This window comes from Kitasatospora kazusensis (assembly GCF_039529945.1).
Taxonomy (GTDB): domain Bacteria; phylum Actinomycetota; class Actinomycetes; order Streptomycetales; family Streptomycetaceae; genus Kitasatospora; species Kitasatospora kazusensis.
The window spans coordinates 190918-209226 of sequence record NZ_BAAANT010000003.1 but is presented as its reverse complement, the minus strand read 5'-3'; the positions used below and the strand labels follow the sequence as shown (position 1 = coordinate 209226).

The 18309-nt window shown below is 68.7% G+C and carries 13 protein-coding genes and 1 tRNA gene; 8 read left to right on the top strand and 6 right to left on the bottom strand.

The annotated features are described in order from the left end of the window. Positions 1-110: 110 nt before the first annotated feature. Positions 111-737 carry an isopentenyl-diphosphate Delta-isomerase gene (idi, locus tag ABD330_RS04655; RefSeq protein ID WP_344460967.1) on the top strand — a complete coding sequence of 209 codons (627 nt, stop codon included), beginning with the start codon at positions 111-113 and terminating at the stop codon, positions 735-737. 31 nt (positions 738-768) lie between these two features. On the opposite strand, the gene ABD330_RS04650 is transcribed toward idi, so the two are convergent. Further along, the gene (locus tag ABD330_RS04650) at positions 769-1341 is read right to left on the bottom strand and encodes an ATP-binding protein (protein WP_425555446.1); all 573 of its coding nucleotides are present in this window, start codon (positions 1339-1341) and stop codon (positions 769-771) included. A 604-nt stretch (positions 1342-1945) separates the two neighbouring features. Between ABD330_RS04650 and ABD330_RS04645 the strand changes: the two genes are divergently transcribed. Beyond that, a tRNA-Leu gene (locus ABD330_RS04645) sits at positions 1946-2030 on the top strand. Between the two features lie 128 nt (positions 2031-2158). On the opposite strand, the gene ABD330_RS04640 is transcribed toward ABD330_RS04645, so the two are convergent. The 4 genes from ABD330_RS04640 to ABD330_RS04625 form a co-directional block, all read right to left on the bottom strand. Continuing rightward, positions 2159-3541 carry a recombinase family protein gene (locus ABD330_RS04640; RefSeq protein ID WP_344460965.1) on the bottom strand — a complete coding sequence of 461 codons (1383 nt, stop codon included), beginning with the start codon at positions 3539-3541 and terminating at the stop codon, positions 2159-2161. A gap of 404 nt (positions 3542-3945) precedes the next feature. Then, entirely contained in the window at positions 3946-5127 is a 1182-nt protein-coding gene (locus tag ABD330_RS04635) for a hypothetical protein (protein ID WP_344460963.1), read from the bottom strand. Further along, on the bottom strand, positions 5124-5627 hold the full coding sequence (locus ABD330_RS04630; RefSeq protein ID WP_344460961.1) for a DUF4365 domain-containing protein: 504 nt from the start codon (positions 5625-5627) through the stop codon (positions 5124-5126). The genes ABD330_RS04635 and ABD330_RS04630 overlap by 4 nt, the downstream gene beginning before the upstream one ends. Before the next feature lie 138 nt (positions 5628-5765). Continuing rightward, a complete protein-coding gene (locus ABD330_RS04625) occupies positions 5766-7013 on the bottom strand; it encodes a sigma-70 family RNA polymerase sigma factor (RefSeq protein ID WP_344460959.1) in 1248 nt (415 codons plus the stop codon). 213 nt (positions 7014-7226) lie between these two features. On the opposite strand from ABD330_RS04625, the gene ABD330_RS04620 reads away from it, so the two are divergent. The 6 genes from ABD330_RS04620 (at position 7227) to ABD330_RS04595 (ending at position 17544) form a co-directional block, all read left to right on the top strand. Continuing rightward, entirely contained in the window at positions 7227-10382 is a 3156-nt protein-coding gene (locus ABD330_RS04620) for a helicase-related protein (protein ID WP_344460957.1), read from the top strand. Further along, a complete protein-coding gene (gene drmB, locus ABD330_RS04615; RefSeq protein WP_344460955.1) occupies positions 10379-12319 on the top strand; it encodes a DrmB family protein in 1941 nt (646 codons plus the stop codon). Before ABD330_RS04620 ends, drmB begins: the two co-directional genes overlap by 4 nt. Beyond that, complete coding sequence (locus tag ABD330_RS04610; RefSeq protein ID WP_344460953.1) at positions 12316-13428, top strand: ATP-binding domain-containing protein; 1113 nt, start codon at positions 12316-12318, stop codon at positions 13426-13428. Before drmB ends, ABD330_RS04610 begins: the two co-directional genes overlap by 4 nt. A 460-nt stretch (positions 13429-13888) precedes the next feature. After that, positions 13889-14434 (top strand): hypothetical protein, encoded by a 546-nt coding sequence (locus ABD330_RS04605; RefSeq protein ID WP_344460951.1) that lies wholly within the window; start codon positions 13889-13891, stop codon positions 14432-14434. A gap of 225 nt (positions 14435-14659) precedes the next feature. Then, complete coding sequence (locus tag ABD330_RS04600) at positions 14660-16789, top strand: hypothetical protein (RefSeq protein WP_344460949.1); 2130 nt, start codon at positions 14660-14662, stop codon at positions 16787-16789. Next, positions 16786-17544, top strand: coding sequence for a hypothetical protein (locus ABD330_RS04595; protein ID WP_344460947.1), 759 nt, complete (start codon positions 16786-16788; stop codon positions 17542-17544). The genes ABD330_RS04600 and ABD330_RS04595 overlap by 4 nt, the downstream gene beginning before the upstream one ends. A gap of 372 nt (positions 17545-17916) precedes the next feature. On the opposite strand, the gene ABD330_RS04590 is transcribed toward ABD330_RS04595, so the two are convergent. Continuing rightward, positions 17917-18162 carry a hypothetical protein gene (locus ABD330_RS04590; protein WP_344460945.1) on the bottom strand — a complete coding sequence of 82 codons (246 nt, stop codon included), beginning with the start codon at positions 18160-18162 and terminating at the stop codon, positions 17917-17919. Positions 18163-18309: the final 147 nt, after the last annotated feature.

Here is an 18309-nt window from a genome sequence, read left to right as displayed (position 1 = left end):
CAAAGCCGGGAGCCCGACCGGCGACATGCAGCCGACCGCCGGACCGGGTGGGCGGATCCGGGCCCGTACGCCCGGGTTGCGGCTCCGGTCCTCGTGCCGAAAGAGGCCAGATGCCCGAGAGTCGATCGACCAGCCAGACCCGGTTCCCAGCAGAGGTCGCGGAGGCCGGAGCGGGAGCCGAGGCCGGGAGCGGAGCTGCGGCCGAGATCCTCCTGGAACTCGTCGACGACGAAGGTGCGACGATCGGCACCGCCGAGAAGCTCTGGGCGCACCAGCAGCCGGGCCGGCTGCACCGGGCCTTCTCGGTCTTCCTCTTCGACCGTCAGGGCCGGCTGCTGCTGCAGCGCCGCGCGCTCGGCAAGTACCACTCCCCCGGCGTCTGGTCCAACACCTGCTGCGGCCACCCGTACCCGGACGAGCCCCCGTTCGTCGCCGCCGCCCGGCGCACCGCCGAGGAGCTCGGCGCCGCCCCGGCCCTGATGTGCGAGGCCGGCACGGTCCGGTACGACCTGCCCGACGAGGCCTCGGGGCTGATCGAGCGGGAGTGGAACCACCTGTTCGTCGGCCTGATGACGGCACCGCTGAACCCGGACCCGGCGGAGGTCGACGACACCCTCTTCGTGACCGCCGAGGAGCTCAAGGCGCTGGAGGCCGAGCGGCCGTTCTCGGTCTGGTTCCGTACGGTCTTCGAGGCCGCCCTCCCCGGGATCCGCGAGATCGCCGGCCGGGGCTGGTAGCCCTTCGCCCGTCCGTGCGCGGCGGGGCCGCTCAGCGCGGCCAGACGCTCCCGGCGACGCCGCCGAGCTCGCCGTCCTCGTCCTCGCCGCCCGCACAGCAGTCGGGACCGGTCTCCGGACCGGCCTCGCGCTGTGCGGGCAGGGGCAGCGAGGCCCAGATCACCTTGCCGCCCTCCCCCGTGCGCTCGACGTCGCAGACGCCGCCGGCCTGCAGGGTGACGCTCTTGACCAGGAGCAGCCCGCGGCCGCCCAACTGCCCGAGATCGCTCTCCAGCGCCCTCGGGCGGTACGGGTGGCCGTCCTCGACCGAGACCCGGACCCAGCCACCGCCGATCGCCAGCTCGGTGGTGAGGTACGGCGAGAGCACGGCGGCGTGGGTCACGGCGTTGCTGACCAGCTCCGAGACGATCAGCAGCAGGTCGTCGATCAACTCCTGGTAGCGCTGCCCGGCCATCCCCTGGGCCAGCAGCCGGTCGCGCACCGCGTGCCGGGTCTGCGGCACCGACGCCTCGTGCGCCACCGCCGAGAACCGCCAGACCCCGTCGGCCGGCTCCGCCCCGGGCCGTCTCGTGGCCGCTCCGGCCGCCCCGCTCAGCTGTTCCACGTCAAGCCGCCCTTCGCACTGGTGAGGGGAGGCGCTCCCGGCGGCCCTGGCACGGTCCGGCGCGTGTCCTGCGCCGGCCCGCGACCTGCGGCCCGCGTCGGCACCCGGCGGCCCGACCGACCGATCCGGCCACCTGTCTGCCGAGAATCGGGCGTTCCGCTCAGGACTCCCTCGGTCCCTCACGAGGCTAGGAGAGCGCCGAGCGGCACCGTGGCAGCGACGGCAAGTTGGCGCCAGCCGATCTCTTTACCCCCGACCTGGGTCGACTTCTGGCCGATCCTGTGCGTTTCCGGCTCACCAATCAGCCGAAACATTCACCGCGCCGACGCCCTCTCCAGAACCCCGCCGCCGCCCCACCATCCCCGGACCGCATGGACCCGGCTGTCCGGGCGGCTGTCGCGGGGCCCACCCGCCCGGACGACCGGACGACCCGCGCGGCGCTCCGGATGTCCGCCTTGGCCCATTCCACCCCGATACGCCCCACTCCATCCCGCCGGACCACCCCTGACCGGGGGAAACGTGGGTGAGAAGCACTCCCGGAGCCTGGTAGTGTTCTCTCTGTCGCCAAGGGGAACAGCAAGAAAAAACCTGAGGCACACACCCTGTCCGGGTGGCGGAATGGCAGACGCGCTAGCTTGAGGTGCTAGTGCCCTTTATCGGGCGTGGGGGTTCAAGTCCCCCCTCGGACACACCTTTTGTACACGCTGCTTGGTTTTCGGGCAGCACTGATCGGCGCCCGTGCTCGGCCTTCGGCCGGGTCGGGCGTTCGTCGTTCCGCTCCTCCCTTCGTCGGTGGTCGCCTCGGCTACGGCGTCGGTCAGCCGATCAGGATCTTCTCCCCTCGTTCGGTGCCAGTGGTCAGGGTCCTGGCCGCCGCGTCGTAGGTCAGCTCGATGCCGCCGGCTCGCAGGTACCCGAGTGCAGCGCCAAGGCCCGGTGCCAGATCTCCAGCCGAGGCGGCGATCCGAAGTACCAGAGCCGGCAGGTGAGGCATGACATGGTCTTCGCGTAGATAAGCATTGGGCGGCCGGTCGGCCCCGGGACTGGTCGCACTGGAGTACCCGTGGCGGCAGCGGTAAGCCGGCCGGTGGTGGACCCAGCAGGATTCCAACCGCCGACCGCAGGTCGCGCAGCGCAGCAGTCCGGCCAGCAGGTACTTGCGCCCCGAGGTGGAATGGGTGGCGTGGGTGGTCTGAGCGGTGATGAAGTCGGCGTCGCTGACCAGTGCGGGGTGCGCCTGACTGCGGGAGATGGCCCAGTCCTGCGGGGTGTTGCGGCGCTGGACGTCGCGGTGGCCGAGCGCGGTGTTCGCGGGGTCGATGAGGTCGTGATCGGTGCGCTGGCGGTTCCAGACCTGGTGGCCGGTGTAGCGGGGATTGGCCAGGATGGCGCGCACCGTCGTCAGCACCCAGCGGTCGCCGGTTCGGTGCGGGTTCCGGTCGGGGTCGGCCGCGGCCGGGCAGGGTATGGACGCATCGTTCAGGGCCCGGGTGATCCGTGCGACGCTGTGCCCGGCCAGGCGCTGGGTGAAGATCCAGACCACGACGGGCCCGGTGTGGGAGTCGACGTCCAGGCGCTGGATCCGCAGCCCGCGACGGGCCAGGGCCCGGTTCGGATGCGGGCCGGCGTCGATGAGGCGGTAGCCGTAGGGCGGACGGCCACCCAGGTAGCGGCCTTGGTCCCGGGTCTGCACCAGCATCGCGGTCCGCACCCGGATGCGGGTCCGCACGATCTCCCGCTTCGCCAGGATCCCCAGCAGGACCATCAGCTCCTCATGCCCGGCGAGCGCCGGGTCGACCACCCCGCCCAGCTCTGGAACCCACAGCGCTACCCCGAAGTGCTCGAACAGTGGTGCCATCGCCGCGAACTGGCTGCCGTAGAACGCCCGCTCGCTTGAGCCGATGATGACCGCGTCGAAACCCCGGTCCGGATCGGCCATCGCTGCCACCAACGCGGCCGCCTCCGGTCGGCGCGCCCATGGCAGCACCCGGCTGTGGCCGATATCGAAGAACTCCGCCACCACCCGCCCGTGCCCCGCGATCACCGCTCCGGCCCGCTCCAACTGCCACGCCCGCGACGTCGCAGGATCCTGATGATCCTCCGTGGATACTCGGCCGTAGAAAGCGAACCGCAACCCGACTGTTACGGGCGCGTTCGCCCGAGACGACGCACCCCCATGCTCACGGGCCCACCCCGCCAAGCCACTTGACCCGTCGCTCGCGCCAGGACCGGACGCCCGTCCGCTTGTTGCAGCCCTCGCAGCCACGGCCGACACCTCCTCAGGCCCGAGCACCCCACACTTACCCAGTGGCATTGCCGCATCGGGGCCACTTACTCAGCCCACAAAGCGAATAGACCCAAACGAGTGAACATCGCCTTGGGCGGTGGGCCACGGATCTCCCGGTCAAGGGGAGGTAGTCCCCAGCGTGGTACCTCCTCATCGGGCCAGTCGGAGCTGGCGAAATCGAACGGCACACCGAGCAGCTGAGAACCCTCCTCGCCTGCTCGGCCTCGCGGGTCTCGGGCCTACCGCAGCACCATGATGGACGGATACCTCCCACCACCCGCCAGCGGTGTTCCTGCCGCCGGTCGTGGCGCCCGGTGTCAGGAGGCGAGCACCACGATCCGGGTCGCCGCCTCCATCGAGTAGCTGTTACCGCTCTTGATGACGGTGCCCTGGAAGAGCAGGTCGTGGTGGCGTGAATGGGCCGCAGCTGTCTTGTCGTAGTGCTCGGGCTCCAGGCGGATGCGAATCTGGTGTCCTGCCAGTTCGGGAGTGCTCCCGGGACCGGCGGCCACGAGGATCACGCCGCCGTTCTGGTCCTTCGCCCGTGTCAGCGAGATGGATGGTCCCAGGATCAGGGCGTCGGGGTAAACCTGCGGGCTGGGGTCGCTGGCTCGCAGTTGGTCGGCGCCAGCTGCGAGCACCGCGACCAGATCCTGGGGGAAGTCGGCACGCGGCGCGCTGAAGCTGTGGGGCACGCTCCAGCGCGGAGACCAGCTGAAGCGCACAGCGAAGCCGTCCTCGCTACTCTCCCCGATGCCTGTCAGGGCCTGGCACAGATCAGCTGAGACGCCGTGTTCCGCTTGGAGCTCAAAGGCGCCCAGGTCATCCGCCTCCATGCTCTGGGCGGCGGCGTCACGGGCGGCGTGAACCGCACGGTAGAGCCGTTGCGCGACGCGACGCCCGAAAGGCGGCGGCAAAGGGGCCGCGCCGAGCCGCGCCGCTGCCCGAGCGCTCGCAGTCAGGTCGGCCTGCGGGTCGTCCCCCAGGGGAATGCGCACGCTGAATACATAGCTTCCGGCCTTGCTAGGCCCCAACAGAGCCTGACCCAGGAAGTCCTTCGCCCTTTTAGGCTTGTTGCGCGGCAGGACCAGCCGTGGTTCGTCCAGGACCTCGGCAGTGGCCGCGCTCAGCAGCAGGTCGCGGATGCTCGACACTGCCCGGGCACCGGCGATGAGGGGCACAGTTCCGCTGGGCGTGGCAGGACGCGAGATGATCTCCTGGCTGTCTGTGTCGGTGAGGACCATGTCGCCGTGGATGTCCAGGACCGTGCGGTTCTCCACGACCGCCAGGCGCTCCAGCAGTTCCCCCATGCGGTTGGGGTAGTCGGCGAGGTCGCTCAGGACGGGCAGCAGGACCGTCGCCTCCCGGTCGGACAGGGTCCAGCGCGCGCTGAAGCGCACGCTCCCGGTCTCCTGCCAGCCGTGGGTTCGCAGGTAGCGCGCCGCGTCCCTGGGGGCGATGTCGCGAATCTGCTGCTCGGTGAGCGGGAAGGGCGTCATAGCAGGCTCCCCTCGCTGGTGACCTGGTCCAGGAGGTCGTGCAGGACCGCTGTGGTGAGCAAGTTCTTGGTGGGAACCGTGACAGTCAGCGTCTTCTGCTCGGGGCCCAGGGTGTACGGGTCGTGCTCGAGAGAAACCCAGTAGGCGCTGTGGTTCAGGCGAAGCGCCTGCTCGGATGCCTGCGCGAAGTTTTGCCGGTCACGGGGCACGACGACGGCGACGAGGTACGCCGGGACCTGGCGGCGGCCGGTCAGGCGCCGGTACTGATGGGCCTCCAGCCTGACGGTCACCGCGCCGCCCAGGTTGCCGGGATCGTCGACGCGTTGGGCTTTGACCTGGAGTTCCACGCGTGCCTCGAGCGCGGGATCGGGGTGACTGCGGATGACCTGCAGGTCAATGCCCAAGTCGGGGTAGGGCTTGGCGTGCTGCAGCCCCGCCGCTGCGGCAAGAACCGCGACGAAGGCCTCGCCGAACCATCCCTGGTGATTGTTCTGATCCATCCCCACCCGCGAACCACCAGCATCGCCGGCTTGTCTCAAATTTCTGGTGACCCACCTGCCGCAAGGGTATCGATCCGGCCCCTCCAGTGCAGAGGTTCTCCCAAGAGGGCTGAGCGGCGCACGGGCCCGCTCCCGGCGCTAGGTGGCGTCACCGGCTGGACCGGTGCTCTTCTTGCTCAGCGGGCGCGCCGGGTGTCCGCAGGTCCCGTCGTCCACTGCGCACAAGTGGTCGTGCAGGAGAGTGATCGCCTTCGACTCAATCTGCCGGATGCGTTCGCGGCTGACGCCGAATTCGTCGCCGATCGAACCGAGGGTCTGCTGCTCGCCGTCGATGACGCCTAAGCGGCGGCGTAGGACATCGGCCTCGCGTGGGGTGAGGACCGTGAGGACCTGCTCGAAGTACTCCCGGGACCATTTGCGGCGCAAGACCTCCTCCGGTCCGGGCGCGGGGTCGCTCACGCTGAGCAGCTCACCCAGGTGTAGACCTTCGCCGACCACGCGGTCCAGGGAGTCCGTCACCCGGCTGATCTTGCGAACCTCCTCGACTTTGACCACCTCCAGGTTGCAGGCGATCGCCACATCAACACTGGTGTGCGCCAGCCCCTCGCTCCGCAGTCGCGCCTCGGTGGCGGCAACCTTGCGCATGGTGTCGAACAGATGCACCGGGATGCGGATGACCGTTCCGTGGTCAGCCACTGCCCGGTTCAGCGCCTGCCGGATCCACCAGGTGGCGTAGGTGGAGAACTTGTATCCAGTCCTGGCGTCGAACTTGCACGCCGCACGCATCACCCCGAATATCCCGTACTGCACCAGATCGTCGTACTCCAGGCCCTGGTCGAGAGGGCCGCCACGGACCACGTTGTGCACAAGCCCCTGATTGTGCAGGACGAAGGCCTCGAACGCGCACCGACGCAGATCCTCACGGGGCAGAGCGGCCAGGTCCGCTTCTTCGGGGACGTCATCGAGGTGCTCGTCTGCGCCGCGCAGCAGTACGAAGAGGCCGGCCTCCTCCTGGGCGGTCAGGATGCGTTTCTGGGGACGTAGGCGCCGGTGGTCATCGTCTAGGAGCCGGCGGGCGGCAGCCACCGCGCCAGGATCGAGGCTTCCCAGCGGCACCGCCGAATCAGCGCCGCCGACCACCTGCGGTACCGCTCTGATGTGCGGGTGCGTGACTGAAACCGGGGCGATCGGTCCCTCGTGTTCAGTCGGCTGCGCAGTGAACCCCGCCGGGTCTTCCACCTCGAGCTTCAGCTCCAGGAGGGTGGCGCGGAAACGCGAGGTGGCCGCCGTATCCAGGGCCAACTCACCGACTGCGGCGGCGAAGACGTGCTGGGGGACCAACCCATGGACCGCGCTGTCGCGCAGGCGCTCGAGCACCACAGCCATGCGCGAGAGCATGCTCGGGTGCTGCGGGGCCCGGGCGGCGGCGTGAGGAGGCATGTAGGTGACCTTCCCACGCTGCGGTGACAATTCAGCCTCGTCGGGGACCGCGACCGGCGGTACCGATGGGGCACGCGTTGCTACGATCGCCCTTACCCATTATGGCGTCAAACCCGGTTCAGGGCCTGGCGTGGGACCGCTTTGCTCTGAGGAGGGCCCATGGGGCCGCGTGAGGTAATGGTTCGCTACCTGCGGGAGCAACTCGTGGGGCCGGCCGAGGGTGCGGACGAAGTCTTGGCGGTGCCGCCGGACCGCCGTTACCTGATGGGCACGCTCTATCCGCAGGACAGTGACCTGCAGAGTCAGCACGACGTGGCACACGAGGAGGCACCCGCGCCGGGACAGGACCCCGGCACGGAGGAGACTCAGTTCGCGCAGGACCCGGTCCCGGAGTCGAACGCCTGGCTGCCCTCGTCCCTGGGCCTGTCCATCTACACCGGTGCCGCCACCCTGGAAGTGCGCTGCACTGCGGCCCGGTACCAGACACAGCGCGGACACGGCCCCCGGCAATGGCAGCGGCAATCAATTCCCGAGGCAGTCCTCACCGTGACCCGCAACGACACGAGCATCCCGGTCTTCGAGGGGCGCGCCGAGGTCAGGCTGCGGTGGCGGGAGATGCCGAGCGGCGGTCACTTGGTAACCGTCGCCCTAGTCAACAGCGTGCACTGCCCGCCGCTGGTGCCCGGGAAGCGGAACCCGCCGCAGTGGGACGACATGCTCTTCCAGGTCGGTCTGGAGGTACGACCCAAGGGCGGTGACCTGCGCGAGTACCCGAGCGTGCGACTCGCCAGCAGGGACCCGGAGGAGCAGGAACTACGACTGCAGTACCGGCACGTGGTCACCCGCGCGGTTGGCCACGGATGCGCAGTCGAGGAAATCAAGCAGGACGATCAGCTCCTCGGCATCCGCTCCCAGGTCATGCCGCAAGCCGAGGTCCCTGGGGTCCGCCCCGGCGGCCCCCTCGACGCACCGGTGCTGAAACTTGCTCATCTGTGCGACTCGGCTCTGGCGGCCCACGATCTCCTGGCCGAGCTGATCGAGTTCACAGCCGCCTACCGTGTCTGGCACCAGGAGCAGTGCCAGTTGCCCGTGCCACCTTGGGGCCAGGACGCCGCCCGGCGGATCCTGGAGCGCATCAAGCTAGCTGTGGAACGCATGGAAGCCGGGGCCCAGGCGCTGTGCGCTGACCCTGATGGCCAGCCACTGCAGGCCTTCAGGCTCGCGAACCGGGCGATGGCCCTGCAGATGAGACATATGAAGGACGACCTGGCCGGCTCGCGGCACGGACGCGACGATGACACTGTCCCGCGAAATCCGCCGATCGACCCTGCCTCGGCGTGGCGCCCATTCCAGCTCGGGTTCTTCCTGCTCGCAGCCCAGGGACTGATCAAAGAGGAGCACCCGGACCGGGAGGTCGTCGATCTGATCTGGTTCCCCACTGGCGGTGGGAAGACCGAAGCGTACCTGCTGCTGGCGAGCTTCGAGATGATTCTGCGGCGTCTGCGGTACGGGCAGGCAGGCGGCGGCACTGCCGTCATCAGCCGCTACACCCTCAGCTTGCTGACGACGCAGCAGTTCCAGCGCGCGGCCAGCACGATCTGCGCGCTGGAGTATCTGCGCGATCCCCAGGAGCTGGGCACCGAGGCCGACGACGCCCCATTGCTCGGGGCAGAGCCGTTCAGCATCGGCCTATGGGTAGGCTCCTCGACCACCCCCATGTCCTACGCGGACGCCAAGAGCCGGTTCACCGACGAGCGCGGCGCTGCTGAACCGAAGGACGTCTTCATCCTGGACCGCTGTCCGTGGTGCGGAACCCGGATCCTGCCCGAGCACAAGTCCAGTTCGATTGCGGCCTACGGGATTAGGGCCACCGACACGTCCTTCCGGTTCTTCTGCCCGCGCGACACCTGCCGCTTCCACGGCGAACTTCCCGTGGCGGTGGTCGACGACCACATCTACGACAGACCCCCGACGTTTCTGCTCGGGACCGTCGACAAGTTCGCCCGTCTGGCTTGGGTACCACAAGCTGGGCGCCTATTCGGCGGCGCGGGCCAGCGCCGCCCGTCGCTGGTCATCCAGGACGAACTGCATCTGCTTACCGGCCCGCTGGGCACCACCGTCGGCCTGTACGAATCCGCTGTTCTGCAACTGTGCGCCTGGGACGGGGGCCCGGTCCCGAAAGTCATCGCTTCGACGGCCACGATCCGGCGCTCCAGCGAGCAGGTCCAGCAGTCCTACGGACGAGAGGTGCAACTGTTCCCGTGCGCGGGGCTGGACGCGCGCCGTTCCTACTTCTCCGAGCCCGACCACGACACCCCAGGACGCACCTACGTAGGGGTCATGGCCCAAGGACACACGGCAGGGCGCGCAACCGTCGCGACCTCCGCAGCGCTACTGCAAGGGGTCATGGAGCTGCCCGAGGAACACCGTGACGACTACTGGACCCTGGTCGCCTACCACCACAGCCTGCGAGAGCTAGGACGCACCAAGACCGCAGCCGCCGACGACATCCCGGCTCAGCTCTCCGGGCTCGGCGCCCCCGGGCACCGCCGGGAGCTGACCGAGCGCGAGGTGGAGGAGCTGACCAGCAACCTGGCCCGCTCAGAGCAGCCCAAGCTCCTGGACCGGCTGGAGCGCAGCTGGCAGGACAAAGACAGCGTCGCGTTCCTGGCCTGCACGAACATGCTGTCAGTCGGAGTGGACGTCAAACGTCTGGCCCTGATGCTTATGCTCGGCCAGCCAAAGGCCACCGCCGAGTACATCCAGGCCACCAGCCGAGTCGGGCGCCACCAGGTCCCTGGACTTGTCGTGACTTTCCTCAACTCCACCCGACCCAGGGACCGTTCCCACTACGAGACGTTCGGCACTTACCACGCATCGCTCTACCAGCACGTGGAACCGACCAGCGTCACACCCTGGTCGATCCCCTCCCGCCGCCGTGCGCTGCACGCGGCGCTGGTGGTACTGGTGCGCCACGGCATCGGCCTGTCCCAGGAGAACCAGGCCGGGGGCGTGCTCGACCACCCGGTGGAATTCGCCGACGCAGCTGCCCGCATCGCCGACTGGGCTGCACGCTGCGACCCAGCGGCGGCCGACGCCACCGAGCAGCACCTCGCCCTGCTCCGACGCGACTGGCGCGAGCACGCACAGCAGGCGCGTGACGCGGGCAAGCCGCTGTACTACCGCAACAACGGCAAGACGCAGGCCAACCTCCTGGGCAACTTCGGCAGGGCCGACGGCCTGTGGCAGGTCCCGCACTCGATGCGCAGCGTGGACATGGAGTGCCAGGTCATCGTGAAGGGAGCCGGAGAATGAGCCGCAACCTGCGGGTGCGTCAGGCCCAGACGGTTCTCCCGTTCGGAGTCGGCGCGATCCTCGACATCCAGGGCGAGTCCTTTGTCGCCGCAGGCATCGGCGACTGGCCCGCCGCCAAGATCCGCCGTCAGATCCTGGCGCCGCGCCTGGTCCAGAAGCTCCCCAGGGTCACCGCTCTGTGGGCGCCGCCTCCGGCACCCGTGGCCGAGTACGACGTGCCCGACGCCCGTGGGCCGGCCTACATCCGCTTCCCGTCCTGGCTGTTCTGCGGGTCTTGCCGGCGCATGGTGCGCTGGCGCATCGGCGAAGAACGGTTCGGGCGCCCGCCAGTCTGCGGAAGTTGCCAGCCACAGCGCAAACTGGCCCCGATGCGCTTCGTGCAGATCTGCGCCCAGGGGCACCTCGGTGACGTCGACTGGTGGTACTGGGCCCACTCCCAGCTCACCGCACCAGAACGCGAACGCTGTCCGGACCGCGCACGGCTGCGCTTCCGGGTCGAGGAGAGCAGCACCGGTCTGGAGGCCCTGTCGGTGAGCTGCCGCAACGAGGAGTGCGAGGATGCCTCCCGGGACCTGCTGGACATTCAGGGCACAAAGGCTCTCCGCTGTACCGGCCGCAACCCATGGCAGTACCGCTCCGAGAGCGCGGACTGCCCCGAAACGGTCCAGATCGTTCAGCGGACCGCCGGGAACCTGTACTACCCCGTCGTGCACTCGGCCCTCGACATTCCCGTGCCCGCCGCCCCCGTCGTCCTGGACAGCGACACTGCGGCTAGGGTGCGCACCCATGCCTTCTGGACCGCGCTGTGCCAGGCCTTGGACGCACCCAGCGCGCGGAACCTGTTCGACCTGATCGCGGAATCCGTCGGCGCGGACGAGGCGCTGATGCAAGCCCTGCTGGAGGAGGAGACCGGGCGCCGGCTGGGCGAACCGGCTCCCAATCCGGCAGGGACCGGCCCGACCGGCGGCCCGGATGGTGACCCACCGTTCTACCCGGATCTGAGCTGGGAGGAGTGGACCGCCTTCACCCAGCCGGTCCCGGAGAGCTCGCAGGAGTTCTCCATCCGCCGCGTCGGCCTCGGAATCGAACCCGACGACGCCATGCCGTGGCACGCCCTCGATGCTGGCATCGCCGAAGTCGTGATCGCGGACCGGCTGCGCGAAGTGCGCGCCCTGCAGGGCTTCACCCGGGTTTCCCCCAGCGAAGCAATCGTCCCCGTCGACACCCGGGTCGGCGCCCGCCAGGCTCACTGGCTGCCCGCGATCGAAGTCTTCGGCGAGGGCGTCTTTCTGTCGTTCCACGAGGACTCCCTCACGCAGTGGGAAGCGGACGCCCAGGTGCAGCACCGAGTCACGGGGATGGCGGACGACCTCTCGCGTTCCTTCCAGCGCGACCGGCTCGCCTCTGTCACCGGCGAGCTGCTGCTGCCGCGCTTCCCCCTGCTGCACACCTTCGCCCACCTACTGATCCGCCAGCTCGCGTTCGAGTCCGGCTACAGCACCGCCTCATTGCGCGAACGCGTGTACGCCCGCCCTGCGCCAGCAGCAGAACCGGGCCCCTCGCAGAGCGGAATCCTCATCTACACCGCCTCCGGGGACGCCGACGGCACCATGGGCGGGCTGGCGCGCCAGGGCGAGCCTGGGCTGCTCGCCGAGACGATCATCCGGCTGCTGGAACAGGCGGCCTGGTGCTCAGCCGACCCGCTGTGCGCCGAACACCTCGGGCAAGGCTTCGCGAATCTCAACCGCGCCGCCTGCCACGCCTGCGCGCTGCTGCCCGAGACCAGTTGCGAGACCGGCAACTCCCTGCTCGACCGGATGCTCGTCGTCGGAGGAACTGGGGTTCCGGGCTACTTCGAGGCCGCGATCAGCGCGGCCCGTGTCGAAGCCGCACAGATCAGTCAGGAGTCCGGGCTGGCCGAGGCCCCCGCGCCATGACCCCAGCTGCCGACGAACTCCTCCCGGAGCAGAGCGAGTTACTGCATGACCTTCCCGCGGCTGGCCACCATCTGGTCGATGGACCACCCGGCTCGGGCAAGAGCGCCCTGGCCGTTCATCGCGCGCTCGCGCTGGCACACGGCGGGCACCGCGTCGCCTTGGTGTCGCGGTCCAACTTGCTGCGTCAGCGACTACAGCGCGACCTGAACTCAGCCCCGGGCGCAACTGCGGTGCCGGTGACGACCTACCACAAATGGGTCATCGACTGGCACCGGCGCTCCACCGGCGCCGAGATCCGCTTCTCATCCGATGGCTCCTTCGACTGGGACGCCCTGGCGGCGTCAGCCATCAGCCTGACTGCGCCGCCCGAGCGTGAGTGGCTGGTGGTGGACGAAGGGCAGGACCTTCCCGTGCAGTTCTACCTGCTGTGCCGCCTTCTGGGGACCCACCTCACTGTCTTCGCCGACGAGTATCAGTGCATCACCGATCAGCAGAGTACCCTCGCCGAGATCAGCCAAGCCCTGGGCGCCCCCTCGCGTCACACCATTGCCGGGAATCTGCGCAACAGCCGCCAAATCTCACGACTGGCACAGGAGTTCACCCTCGACCGGACATCGGTGAAACACCCCGAGCGCGAGGGGCCGCTGCCGTCGCTGATGCCGTTGGCGCGACTGTCGCAGACAGCGCGCTGGATCGCCGAGGTTGCCGCCGCGCACCGCGGCCAGAGCACCGGCGTCATCCTGCGCCACACCCAGGGGCAGAAGGACCTCCTCGGCGAGCTGGCCCGGGTCGCACCGCGGCTGAAGACGCAGACGTACATCGCCAGTGCTCCCGAGGGCCGGTACCGGACGGTCGATGCGAGCCGCCCCGGTCTGACGTTGGTGAACCGCGCAAGTGCCAAGGGCCTGGAGTTCGACACCGTCGTCGTCCCCGACACCCACCTGGACACAGGAGACCCCACGGCCGCAGCCATCCGCATGCTCTACTACGTGATGGCCACACGAGCCCGACACCGCCTGTACTTCGGCTATGCCGGCCCCGAGGAGCCGCCGATGCTTGCACACATCCCGCCGTTCCTGCTCGAGCGCCCAAAGCCGAAGAGCCGCTGACCTCGGAGCCATGATGTCGCCAGGGCAGCCTCTGGCCTGCAGCTTCTCTCCGCTGGCCGTGGGGGGTTACATCGGTCAAGCAGTCGGGACATCTGCGGCACCTCTGTACGGCCAGGCGCAGTGCGAGGGTCCCTCGCTTCCGCGAGGACGGTGCTGTGCCTCGGCGCACTGCCGAAGGTCCAGCCGTAGGTCGTGTTTTGGCCTGTTCCCCGCAGGTTATCGCCGACGGCCCATCAGCCCCGTCAGACTCAGCGCAGCCCTCGAAGGGCCAGGAAGAATAGAGGTCGGCCCTCCCGTCCGTGCCTCACGGTGAGCGAAGCCCTGCTGTGCGGTGAGCGTGCGTTTCAGGTCATCTCTCCCCAACGTGCCTCCTCGCCAGCCCATCCTGTCGCATCCTGTAGGTATATGCCTACGAACTGTGACTCTCTCTCGTGAGTGGGGGAGAACAAGGGAGACTGCCATGAGTGACGGGCTGGGATTTCCGATGCTGGCCACCTCGGCTCTTACTCAGGCCATCGGGTTTCTCTACCGCCGTGCCGAGGTTGTACTCGACCACCGTGCGGCACGCAGGACATCCGCCGCCCCCCTTCCGGCGGAGCAACTGCCTGACGTGGTAGTTGGAGACCCCGGCGATGCGCTGGGCTTCGACCTGACCGGCGTGACGGACGACTTGGCCGAGCGGCTGGAGTCCATGGTGGACGTGCTCGGGATGTACGCCGAAAACGAGCGCCTGGTAGACAGCCAGGACGAACGGCTTCGGCGTGTTCTCGGAAGGACCCGGGCGCTCTTGGAAGTGGTTTACGGGCGCCGTATCACCTTCGTCGGGGAGGACCGGCCCGCGAGCGGGATGCGTATCGTCAACAAGGCCGGGGACGTCCACGGAATCTCCCGCGCGCTGAAGGCGCGCCGCGTGTCCAGCCAGGCGAGCGTCGACGTCGAGCACACGGCACAGGTCGTGCATCGCGGTGCAGAGATGACCAGCGTCGAGATCGACGACCTCCTCTGAGCCCAGAGCGAAGACGACCAGCCCGCACGATCCAACCGGGGGGACTACATGGAACCTGTCATGGCTGAGGAGCCTTGCGAGCCCGACGGGACCGCCGAGCCTGGGGTCGGCGAAGCTCGGTCTTCCGACTTGCGTGACGAGCAGTGGAGTGAGTCGTTCCGGGTGCGGGAGACTGGACCCGAAGCCGGTGCGAATGGCTCCGACCGAGTCTCCACGGAGCATTCCGTGGACGAGGATCCGGCAGTGAGGGAGGCGCAGAGGGCCCTACGGGCCGCGGTCGCCGAACTCCGACAGGAGGCACTGTTCAACTTCGGGGAGATGACCGCGGTGAAACTCAACGCGGTCCTCGGCCAGTTGCTGGAGCACTCGGAGCTTCCCCGACGCTACCTGGAGACCGTCCGAGCGGTGTTCGCCGAGCCCGACGGTTACCCAACGGCGTACAAAGCGTTCGAGGAACCGGGAGCGGTGCTGGTCCTGCCTCGGGAGCCAGGTGCGGGGCGTACCTTCACCGCTCACGCACTGTTGGCCGATCTGCACCTGCGTACCGGAGCCCGAGTGGGCCCCCTGAGTTTCGGCGGCACCGAGCGATTCCCGCTGCACCGCCTGCCTCGCGAGGAGAACGCCGGGTACCTGCTGGAGCTCCCCACAGACGAGGAGAACTTCGCGGTCGGTGCCGACTTCGGTGCGATGCTCCACAACATCCAACGAGCCCTCAGAAACCGCTCGTCGCGTCTGATCGTGCTAACGACTCCGGAACAGTGGCGGCGGGTCAGAGGTCAGGCGCCAGCGGGGGTCGTTCCCAACCTGGCTGCCCCCGACCCGATGAAGGTCGCCGCTACATGGCTCAAAGCCGAGGCACCGGGCACCGACGCACAACGCTGGCTGGAAGACGAGCGCATCGCCGGCCTTCTCCACGGCCAGAAGCCCTCCGACGTCCTGCAGGTCGTCGCCCTCATCCTCAAGGCCGATCAGTCCAAGCCAACTGCAGAGAAAGCCGATGCTGGATCGGATCCCTTCAACGCCAAGGTGCTGAGCGTCGTAAAGGCACGCACCGCGTGGCGCGAGGAGCTGCTGACCTGGCACAAGAAGCCGGGCAGAACGAGCTTCGAGCGGAACTTCCTGCTGGTGGCGGCGTTGCTCAGGAACGCGAGTGTCGCCCACGTGTACGCCCAGACGGCCGAGCTGTGCAGCCTCTTCAAGAACCCCGTGTCGCTCGCGGGCCAAGAGGCTCCAGGCGTCGTCGAACTCGTCGACGAGATCAAGGCAGAACTCGATCACACGGATGACACCCTCGACTTCGGAAAACCGGGGTGGGACGACGCGGTCCTCAGCTACTTCTGGATCGACCGCCCCATGGCTCGCAAGACGTTCCTCTCCTGGATGGCCGAAGCCCCGACGACCAAGACCAGCGAATTCCTGGAGTCGTTCACACACGACGACCAGCTGCTCCTGGCCAATCGGGTCGGTGCCTTCGCCGTACGCTGGGCCACCCGCCACAAGAAACCGGACCCCCTGGAACAGATCATCACCGCATGGCGCCGGGACACGGGCCTGTGGAACGCGGCGACCGACCTGATCTCCGCCGCTGCGCTCCATCCCACGATGGGCCGGTTCATCCACGAACTCCTGCTGCGCTGGTCGAAGAGCAACGACGACCCGGCGCTACGCAAGCTGGCCGTCGACGTCTGCGCGGGCGAGTTCGGTCGCCGCTACACCGGAAAGGCACTGGTCCGCCTGGGCTATGCGGCCGGGTCGGCCGACCCTGAAGTGCAAAAGTCGCTGCGGGCTGCCGTGCGCACCATCTGGTCCGACCCGACCGCACGCGAGTCACTCTTCACCTCGATCACCCAGTGGTGCAGGCCCGGCTCGGACCGCCTCGTCTCCGGCCGCCGGGCCTTCGCCGCCTTGGCGGCCCTGCCCCCAGGCGGAGGCGGAACGGCCAGCGACCTGCCGGCACTGCTTGTTCCAGGCGTTGAGGACAGCGAGTTCCACGCCAAGCCGAAGGACCTGTCCATCGGCTGGAGCGCGCTACTGGCATCCGGAGAGGACGACGAGGAGCTGGTGTACGCGCTCAATCTCTGGATGGACACGGCGCACCAGCACTCACACTTCCAACCCCTGGTCTTCAGTGTGCTCCGAGGAGCGCTCGACGTGGCCGACCCCGCACTCGCACGCCAGCTCCGCCACCGGCTGAACGACCTGCTCTACGCGTGGCAGCCCTCCCCCGCCGCAGACGCCGACCCCGGCCGCGTGCGGTTGCGCCACGAGCTGGCCGACCTTCTCAACCTCGACCGGAGCCGTGCCGTCGCCCTGTACCACCCCCGGGCAGCAGGTCGCTTCCCGGAGGGGGTGTGAAACCGCTGAAGCGCCGCGATTCGTCACACGCAGCCGAATTCGCGCAGGCTTCCTGGGTTCGGGAGTTCCGTGATGCCCTCGACAGCGAGGAACCGGCGTTCGCCTTCACTGCCACCTTCCGCATCGAATGGCGGCGGGTGGAGGACAAGCCCGGCCGGACAACCTCCTATGAGGATGCGGGGCGCGCGGTGCGGCGTGTGGCCGAGAGTGTGGCGTCGCAGCGTAGTGTCTTGCGGTGCGACGCCACTGAGCAGGACATCAATCACGAGCTGCGCCGCCGCCTCCCGTGGCCCACCGAGGGTATCGAGATCCGGTCGGCACATGTATCCCTCCACGTCGACGAGCACACCCGCTCCAGCGCCGAGCGGGCTGCCCAGCTGGGACGTGAAGCGACGCTCGAAGTGCTCGCGCGCCATCAGACAGCGGCGCGAATCAGGTTCATGGAAGAGGAGATCCTGCGCAACCCGGCAACGGCACGGCTCTACTTGATGCTGGAGCAGACCAGCCGCCATGGCGAGCTGCCCCCAGGAGTGGACGCTGACCAGATCGTCCGGGAGGTTCAGCAGTGGCGCCCCGATGCGACCTGGGTCGTCGTCGCTCAGCTCCTGCACACGTTCGTCAGCAACCTCACATCCCAGGACCACCAGGACCTGCTGCGCACCCTGCGTGCGCTGTTCTTGGAGTACGACGGGAAGGAGCTCGCGGAGCGACTGCCGTTGGATCAGGGCTTGCTCGAGCAGGATCCGCCGAGGTGATGCGCGGTGGCGAGACCTGGCTGACTCTCTTTCGCCTGCTCTTGTCCCCGTGGACCAGTTGGCATGCCCACCAGTTGATGCGCCGCAGCTCCACCCCGCTCACCTTCGACACCGCGTGGCGACGCGCCCGATTACGTCTCCACCCTGACGAGGCTCCCTACCGTTCGTATGGCCACGGGGCGGACCTGTACGCGCCGGACGACGGACCGTCCTGACCTTCCCGCGCCGTCGGCAGCTCCGGGGTGCCGTCGTGGCTCTCACTCTCGGCGATTCAGGCGGCGTGGTGCCCGGCGCCGGACACAGTTCGGTCATCCGGTCGCGATCCTGGCCGATTTCGCGGATGCCCGCGGTCTGACAGCGGCCTGGGTCGCCTCACGGCATGACGCCGAGGGCCCTCTGGACAGCGCCCTTGGCCCGCGATGCGCAGCGGGCGGGCCGCCGTTGCCGGGGGCCGTAGGTCTCCCCGCCTGGCCCGCACAGGATGCGCAGGTGCCGGAAGGTGTAGTCGGGCTTGAAGTCGGAGTCCTCGATCGCCTGCGCCCACAGCCGCCGATATGGCTCCCGGCCCATCTGGGCGCGGATCGACCCGGACCAGTCCCTCCACGTCGCCCCGGACATCCAACCCTGCTCCCGCAGGTCTGCCTCGTCCTCGCTGAGCCGGAAGTTTAGGCGGATCGCCTGTTGCTCCCCGACGTCGAGCTTGCGACCCCGGTCGGTGCCCCGCAAGGTCTCGATGGACAGCCGGTCCAGCAGCTGCCAGTACCG

Excerpts from the sequence above, each read along its gene's own strand:
- idi (WP_344460967.1), top strand. The coding sequence starts at position 111 with ATGCCCGAGAGTCGATCGACCAGCCAGACCCGGTTCCCAGCAGAGGTC.
- ABD330_RS04635 (WP_344460963.1), bottom strand. The coding sequence starts at position 5,127 with ATGACGCCCTTCCCGCTCACCGAGCAGCAGATTCGCGACATCGCCCCC.
- ABD330_RS04630 (WP_344460961.1), bottom strand. The coding sequence starts at position 5,627 with ATGGATCAGAACAATCACCAGGGATGGTTCGGCGAGGCCTTCGTCGCG.
- ABD330_RS04625 (WP_344460959.1), bottom strand. The coding sequence starts at position 7,013 with ATGGCTGTGGTGCTCGAGCGCCTGCGCGACAGCGCGGTCCATGGGTTG.
- ABD330_RS04620 (WP_344460957.1), top strand. The coding sequence starts at position 7,227 with ATGGGGCCGCGTGAGGTAATGGTTCGCTACCTGCGGGAGCAACTCGTG.
- drmB (WP_344460955.1), top strand. The coding sequence starts at position 10,379 with ATGAGCCGCAACCTGCGGGTGCGTCAGGCCCAGACGGTTCTCCCGTTC.
- ABD330_RS04610 (WP_344460953.1), top strand. The coding sequence starts at position 12,316 with ATGACCCCAGCTGCCGACGAACTCCTCCCGGAGCAGAGCGAGTTACTG.
- ABD330_RS04605 (WP_344460951.1), top strand. The coding sequence starts at position 13,889 with ATGAGTGACGGGCTGGGATTTCCGATGCTGGCCACCTCGGCTCTTACT.
- ABD330_RS04590 (WP_344460945.1), bottom strand. The coding sequence starts at position 18,162 with ATGTCCGGGGCGACGTGGAGGGACTGGTCCGGGTCGATCCGCGCCCAG.